Annotated in this window: 5 protein-coding genes; 2 read left to right on the plus strand and 3 right to left on the minus strand. The window is 73.7% G+C overall.

The features are described 5' to 3' along the window. Positions 1 to 364, plus strand: a 364-nt coding sequence (locus E1300_RS45960; protein ID WP_131763567.1) for an ROK family protein, incomplete at its 5' end; no start/stop codon positions are given. A gap of 226 nt (positions 365 to 590) precedes the next feature. Further along, complete coding sequence (locus E1300_RS45965) at positions 591 to 4,436, plus strand: glycoside hydrolase family 2 TIM barrel-domain containing protein (RefSeq protein WP_131763568.1); 3,846 nt, start codon at positions 591 to 593, stop codon at positions 4,434 to 4,436. Position 4,437: 1 nt separating this feature from the next. Here the strand turns inward: E1300_RS45965 and E1300_RS45970 are convergent, their stop codons facing one another. The 3 genes from E1300_RS45970 to E1300_RS45980 all read right to left on the minus strand — a co-directional run. Further along, the gene (locus E1300_RS45970) at positions 4,438 to 5,547 is read right to left on the minus strand and encodes an AAA family ATPase (RefSeq protein WP_131763569.1); all 1,110 of its coding nucleotides are present in this window, start codon (positions 5,545 to 5,547) and stop codon (positions 4,438 to 4,440) included. Continuing rightward, positions 5,544 to 6,194 (minus strand): nicotinamide riboside transporter PnuC, encoded by a 651-nt coding sequence (gene pnuC, locus E1300_RS45975; protein ID WP_131763570.1) that lies wholly within the window; start codon positions 6,192 to 6,194, stop codon positions 5,544 to 5,546. Before pnuC ends, E1300_RS45970 begins: the two co-directional genes overlap by 4 nt. Positions 6,195 to 6,284: 90 nt before the next feature. Continuing rightward, on the minus strand, positions 6,285 to 7,183 hold an 899-nt coding region (locus E1300_RS45980), incomplete at its 5' end, for a dihydrolipoamide acetyltransferase family protein (protein ID WP_131763571.1).

Here is a 7,183-nt window from a genome sequence, read left to right on the forward strand (position 1 = left end):
CATCGCGGCGCTGTCCGGCGCGGGCCCCGCCATGGACGGCGCCGGCCCCCTCCTCGACGCCGCCGGCTGGGACGGCGCGGAGGCGCGGGCCGTCGTGGAGCGGCTCGCGGAGCGGATGGCGCGCGGCATCGCCGCGATGGCGCTCGCCCTCGACCCCGAGATGATCGTCGTGGGCGGCCCGCTGATCCGGGCGGGCGAGCCGCTGGTCGCCGAGCTGCGGCGGCGGGTGCGGCCGCTGTGCCTCAGCCCCGTCCGCATCGAGGCGTCCGAGCTCGGGGACGAGTCGGTCGGCCTCGGCGCGCTCCGCCTCGCCCTGGACCGGATCGACGACGACCTCTTCAGCCTCGACCCCCCACCCGCCTGAGCCCGGCTCGCGGATCCCGGGGGTCGCGTTCGCCCGCCCGCCTGAGCGGCGGGTCGCGTGCTGGCGAAACGGGTGAGGTGTGCCAAGCCCGCGCGTCCCGGCTGGCATGAAGCGCCACACCTGACGCGGTGCGTTGACCCCGCCGCATAAGGGACATAGCGTCCCGAACGTAGCCAATTCCGGCTGTTCTCGGGGGCCGCCCGCCGCGCGAGGAGGCGCCGCGCCGATGCTCCCGTTCCCCCGGTCCCGCCACCGCACCCGCCAAGATCGAAACGTGCACCGGTTCCTGGTCGTCCCGCTGGCCCTGACCTGCGTGATCGCGCTGTCGCCGCGCGGCCTCGCCGCCCGTCCCTTCGGCGGTCCCGCCCCCGGTGCCGCCGCGCTCGCCGCGCCGTCCGACGTGTACGCCTACCTCGACGACCCCCAGATGACGGGCGAGGGGCAGGAGCCGCCGCACGCGGTGCTCCGCCCGTACGCGGACGAGCGCGAGGCGCGCGGCGGGAAGGCCGCCCGCTACACGCGGTCCCTGGACGGGCGGTGGCGGTTCGCGATCGCCGACCGTCCCGCCGAGATCCCCGCCGGTTTCTACCAGGCGGGGTACGACACGTCCGGCTGGCGCGGGGTCACGGTCCCGCACACCTGGCAGAGCGACCGGCTCGACCACCCGGTGTTCCGCAACATCCCCACCGAGGTCGTCCCGGACGACCCGCCGAAGACGCCCCGCGACATCAACCCCACGGGCGCGTACGTCAAGACGCTGACCGTGCCGGAGGACTGGGACGGCCGCCGGACGTTCCTCCGCTTCGAGGGCGTCACCAGCGCCTACCTCGTCTGGGTGAACGGGCGCTACGTGGGCTATGACCAGGGCGGTTACACCCCGGCCGAGTTCGACCTCACCGATGCCGTCCATCCGGGCGCCAACACGGTCGCGGTCCAGGTGCACCGGTGGAGTTCCGGGTCCTACATGGAGGACTACGACCAGTGGCGGTTCAGCGGGATCTTCCGGTCCGTCTGGGCGTACTCCACCCCGAAGACCTACGTCCGCGACGTGGCCGTCAAGACCGATCTGGACGCCTCGTACAAGGACGCGACGCTCGGCGTCGACCTGACGCTGGCCTCCAAGGACGGCCCGCAGGGCGACCACACCGTCCAGGCGGCCCTGGTCGATCCGCGCGGGCGCACCGTCCAGCGTTTCTCCGGCACGGCGGCGGTCGGCGGCGGCACCACGGCGCTGCACCTGTCCGCGCCGGTGCGGAACCCGGCGAAGTGGACGGACGAGACGCCGAACCTCTACACGCTGCTGCTCCGGTTGACCGACGCGGGCGGGCGCACCGTCCACACGACCGCCGAGACGTTCGGCTTCCGGAAGATCGAGATCAGGGACCGGCAGGTCCTCGTCAACGGCCGGCGCATCCTGATCAAGGGGGTGAACCGGCCCGAGACCGACCCCGAGACCGGACGGCACCAGACCCGGGGCCGGATCGAGGCCGACGTCGCGCTGATGAAGCGGCTCAACGTCAACGCGGTCCGCACGGCGCACTACCCGTCCGATCCCTACCTGTACGACCTGGCCGACCGGCGCGGCCTGTGGATCGACGACGAGGTCGACATCGAGACCCACAACTGGGAGAACTGCGCGCGGCCCGCCCCGGCGGACTGCCTCGCGGACCGTCCCGAGTGGCAGAAGGCGTTCCTCGAACGGTTCCAGGCGATGATGGCGCGCGACCGCAACCACCCGAGCGTGCTGATGTGGGACACCGGCAACGAGGCCGGGCTCGGCGCCGCGCACTACCGGATGGCCGAGTGGGCGACCGCGACCGATCCGTCCCGGCCGCTCTACCACCAGTCCAACAGCCCGAACGGCGACGCCCCCTACGCGAAGGTGTGGGGGCCGCGCTACCCGACCCCGGCCGGGCTGGAGGCGCAGGCCGCCGCGACGACGAAGCCGATCATCCTCGGCGAGTACGCCCACGCGATGGGCAACAGCCTCGGCAACTTCCGGGACTTCTGGGAGGTGATCAGGCGGCATCCGCAGACGCAGGGCGGCTTCATCTGGGACTGGGCGGAGGCCAACCAGCGGCAGCCGCTCATCACCACCCCGGACGGCTCCGGCAACGGGATCAAGAGCTGGCTCCAGGGGCTGCCGGAGACCGTGGACGGCCACCGCGGCAAGGCCCTCTACTTCTCCGGCCTGGACGATTTCGTCGAGGTGTACCGCGACCGTCGCTTCGACCTCACGGGCCGGGCCGTCACGCTCGACGCCTGGGTGAAGCCCGCCCGTCCCTGGACGGGCGACTTCACCATCGTCGGCAAGGGCGACCGCTCGTACACGCTGAAGATGTCGGACGAGAACACGCTGGAGTTCTTCGTCTACAGCGGCACCTGGCGGACGGTCCGCGCGCCCGTCCCCGCGAACTGGTACGACGCCTGGCACCGGGTGACGGGCACCTACGACGGCACCGCCGTGCGGCTCTACGTGGACGGGCGCGAGGCCGCGTCCCTGCCGTTCACCGGGACCATCGACCGGTCGTCGTCGGACGTCAACGTCGCCCGCAACTCCGACACGATGCAGGACAACTACAAGGGCCGGATGGCGCACGGCTCGATCGACGACGTCCGGATCTACGGGCGCGCGCTGACGCCCGCGGAGCTGGGCGGGGGCGCCGACCCGGCGAAGGACGCGATCCTCGCCCTCGACTTCGACCGCCTCAGCACCGACGGCACGTTCCTGTCCAACGGCCAGAGCCTGTCCGGTGTGGACGGCCTCGTCGGGTCCGACCGCTACGCCCAGCCGGAGACGGCCCAGCTCGCCTGGGCGCAGTCCCCGATCCGGGTCGTCCAGGCCGGCGGCCCGTCCGGTTCCGGCGGCGCCGTCTCGGTGTCCAGCGAGCGGACGTTCGCCGGGACCGCCGACCTGAAGCTGCGCTGGAGGTACACCGAGGGCCGCCGGACGCTCGCGTCCGGCGCGTCCGCCCTGAGGCTGGAGCCGGGGGAGAGCGCGCAGCCGAGGATCCCGGCGCCGCCGCCCAACCCGGCGAACGCCGAGCGGTGGCTGACGGTCGAGGCCGTCCTCAAGGGCCGCACCTGGTACGCCCCGGCGGGGCACGTCGTCGGCTTCGGCCAGTTCCCGGCCGGCGGGGCGACCGTCCCCGGCGTGCGGAAACCGGCGACCGGCGAGGTGAGGACCACCGATACCGCGCAGCAGGTGATCGTCACCGGCACGGGTTTCAAGTACGTCTTCGACAAGGCGACGGGCACGCTGGCCTCGATGCGCGCTCGGGGTCGCGAGCTGCTGCGCACCGGCCCCGAGCTGGACGTGTGGCGCCCGCCGATCAGCAACGAGACCTACACCTGGGGCCGCGCCGAGGGCGAGGACTGGCGGCGCGCCGGGCTCGACCGCCTGGTCACGACGCCCGGGACGGTCACCGTCACCCCCGGCCCGAAGGTCACGGTCGCGGTCGCCTCGAAGGCGGCGGCCCCCGACCGGCCCGGCGCCTGGTTCGACCAGACCGCCACCTACGTCATCGACGCGGCCGGGCAGGTCGAGCTAACCCATCAGGTCGTCCCGCAGGGTGAGGTGCGGACGCTGCCCTACCTGGCCCGCGTCGGCTACACCCTCAAGGCCCCCGACCGCTTCAAGACGTTCGGCTGGTACGGCCGGGGCCCGGTGGAGAACTACGTCGACCGCAAGGACGGCACCCGGATGGGCGTCTGGTCGTCCACGGTGGACGGGCAGTACGTCCCCTACTACCGGCCCCAGGATCACGGCAACCACGACGACGTCCGCTGGGCCGTGCTCACCGACGGCCGCGCGGGCCTGCTCGTCGCCGGGGACGTGGAGGCCGGCGTCACGCCCTACGACGACCTGGACCGCGCCCTCTATCCGTTCGCCCGCGTCCGTAACCCCGGATGGAACACCCTGCACATCGACCACGCCGTCACCGGAGTGGGGGACACGCCCAATCCCGTCCGGCCCGAGTACCAGGTCCGCCCGGACGCGACCTACACCTACACGACGCTGATCCGTCCGCTGACCGCGAAGGAGGCCGCCGCGACCACGCCCCTGAAGTGACTCACGGGCGGAGAGGCGCCGAGAAGGACCAGCCCTTGGCGAGGAGCGCCTCCGTCGCGTCCACGGCGGCGGCCAGGCGCTCCTCGTGCGGGCCGGTCACCACGATGTGGGGGAGGCCCTGCACTTCCAGCTCCTCCCGGAAGCGGTCCGACATCCACGCGCGGATCGACTCGCCGTCGCGCCAGCCGTCCTGCTCGAACGGGACGCCGTCCGGCGACGTCAGGATCCACAGGTGGTGCGGGGTCCGCCGGTGGACGGCCTCGACGTCCGGCGCCGGGCCGCCGAGGTAGCGCTCGTGCCAGATCGCGGTCGCGAAGGCGTCGGTGTCGCAGACCAGCAGCGGCGACCCCGACCGCGCGGCGCCGTCCTCCAGCGCGGCGTGCCGCTCGGCGATCCGCGTGAACTCGGCGGACTCCCAGACCAGGTCGTCCAGCCACAGGGAGGCGTCGCCCGCGGCGCGGCGGGCCGCGGCGAGCTTCTCCTCGGTGTAGGTGCGGCCGTACTCGGGCACCCAGCGGGTCGCGGCGAACGCCCCGCCGCGCCCGGCGTAGTGCGCGGCGAGCGCGCGGGCGAGCGTCGTCGTCCCGGTCGACTCGGCGCCGACGACCACGACCCGGCGGGCCAGGTACGCCCGGACGGGCGGCGCGAGCCACTCCCACGCGGCGACCGGGTCGTCCCGGACGGCGGTGCCGCTCACCGGGAACCGCTCGCGCGGCGGGTCCACCGGCACGTGCGCGGCGGAGAACCGGGCGGCCAGCTCGGGCCCGTACGCCTCGGAGCTGAACACCGCGTCCACCGGCGGGACCGTCACGCCGAGGCCCGACCGCAGCGCCAGCCCGGCGCGGAACGCCGCGACGTGCGCCGACCAGGCCTCGTCCGACCCGTAGTCGATCTCCGCGTCGTCCACCACCGGAACGATCTCCACGTGCGGCTGCCGGTGGACCTCGCGCAGCCACGACGTCCGCAGCGCGAGCGGAACGCTCTCCACGCTGGACGCGGCGACGACCACGCTCACCCGCGCGCACGCCGCGGCGGCGGTGTCGATCAGGTGGTGGTGGCCCGCGTGCGGCGGGTAGAACTTGCCGATCACGAGCCCGTGCGCGTACGTCATGCGGCCACCGGCGCGGCGCCCGCGCGGCGCGCGCGCAGGTCGCGGCGCCAGGCGAGCAGGCCCAGCACGCACAGGGCCAGGAAGATCAGGTAGAGCGCGCTCGTCAGCTTCAGGTCCTTGTACCAGTAGAGCGGGATGTAGACGAGGTCCGCGGTGATCCACAGCCACCACGACTCCAGCAGCTTGCGGGACTGGCCGTAGGTCGCCATGAGCGACAGCGCGGTGGTCAGCGCGTCCCAGAACGGGACCGTCGAGTCCGTCCAGGACGACAGCGCCCAGGTCAGCAGGGCCGTGCCCGCGGCGCCGGCGGCGAGGAGCGCGGCCCACTCGCCGCGCGACGTCGTCCGGACGGGCAGCCGGTCGCGGCCGTCCCCGCCGTACAGCCACACCCACCAGCCGTAGACCTGGAGCACGACGTAGACGACCTGGAGCCCGGCGTCGGCGTAGAGCCCGCCGTCCAGGAACACCAGGCCGAGCAGGATCACGTTCGCGATCCCGATCGGCCAGTTCAGGATGTTCTGCCGGACGACGAGCCACACGTTCACCGCGCCCGTCGCGAAGCCGAGCAGCTCGGCCCACGTGGTGGGGACCGAGCCCAGATGGAACGCGGGATCGAGCAGCGGACCCAGCGGGACGTTCACCGACATGCCGGTTATGATCACATATCGTCAGTGCGACGACAAGAGCGCGCGGCCGGCGGCGGCCGCCCCCGAACGAGGCCGCCGCCGGAACGGCGCTCAGGCGACGATGAGCAGCGGGTTCTCCAGCAGCTCGGCGAGCCGCGCCAGGAACCGCGCGGCGGTCGCGCCGTCGCAGGCGCGGTGGTCGACCGACAGGGTCACCGCCATGCGCCTGCCCGGCACCACCTGCCCGTCCCGCACCACGGGCTCGTCGCGGACGGCGCCCACGGCGAGGATCGCGGCCTCCGGCGGGTTGATCACCGCCGAGAACGAGCCCACTCCGAACATGCCGAGGTTGCTCACGCTGAACGTGCCGCCGCTCATCTCCTGCGCGGACAGCTTGCCCTCGCGCGCCCGTCCGGCGAGCTCGCGCGTCTCCCGCCCGATCTCCGACACGCTCTTGCGGTCGGCGTCGCGGACGACCGGGACGACCAGGCCGTCCTCGACCGCCACCGCCACCCCGACGTGCACGCGCTTGTGGAAGAGCAGCGCCTCCTCGGTGTAGGAGACGTTCACGGCCGGGTGCTCGCGCAGCGCCGTCGCGACCGCCTTCACGACCAGGTCGTTCACGCTGACCTTGGCGGGGGCCAGCGCCTCGTTCACGGTGGCGCGGAAGGCGAGCAGCGCCCCGGCGTCCACCTCCCGGTTCAGGTAGAAGTGCGGCGCGTCCCGCTTGCTCTCGGTGAGCCTGCGCGCCGCGACCTTGCGGAAGCGGTTCAGCGGGACGGCCTCGACGTCCGGGTCGTCCGTCCGCCGCGCGGCCGGAGCCTGCGCCGGAGCCGGGGCCGGGGTTGCAGGTTGCGCTGAGGCCTCGGCTGGCGCGGCCGGCACGCCGTCGCGGATCGCGGCCTCGATGTCGGCGCGGACGATCCGCCCGCCGGGACCCGAGCCCGTCAGCGTGGCGAGGTCGATGCCGTGGTCGCGGGCGAGCCGCCGGGCCAGCGGCGACGACGGCG

This window comes from Actinomadura fibrosa, from assembly GCF_900659615.1.
Taxonomy (GTDB): Bacteria; Actinomycetota; Actinomycetes; order Streptosporangiales; family Streptosporangiaceae; genus Spirillospora; species Spirillospora fibrosa.

Bases quoted from the DNA above. Each gene is read 5' to 3' on its own strand.
- E1300_RS45965 (WP_131763568.1), top strand. From the start codon at position 591: ATGCTCCCGTTCCCCCGGTCCCGCCACCGCACCCGCCAAGATCGAAAC.
- E1300_RS45970 (WP_131763569.1), bottom strand. From the start codon at position 5,547: ATGACGTACGCGCACGGGCTCGTGATCGGCAAGTTCTACCCGCCGCAC.
- pnuC (WP_131763570.1), bottom strand. From the start codon at position 6,194: ATGTCGGTGAACGTCCCGCTGGGTCCGCTGCTCGATCCCGCGTTCCAT.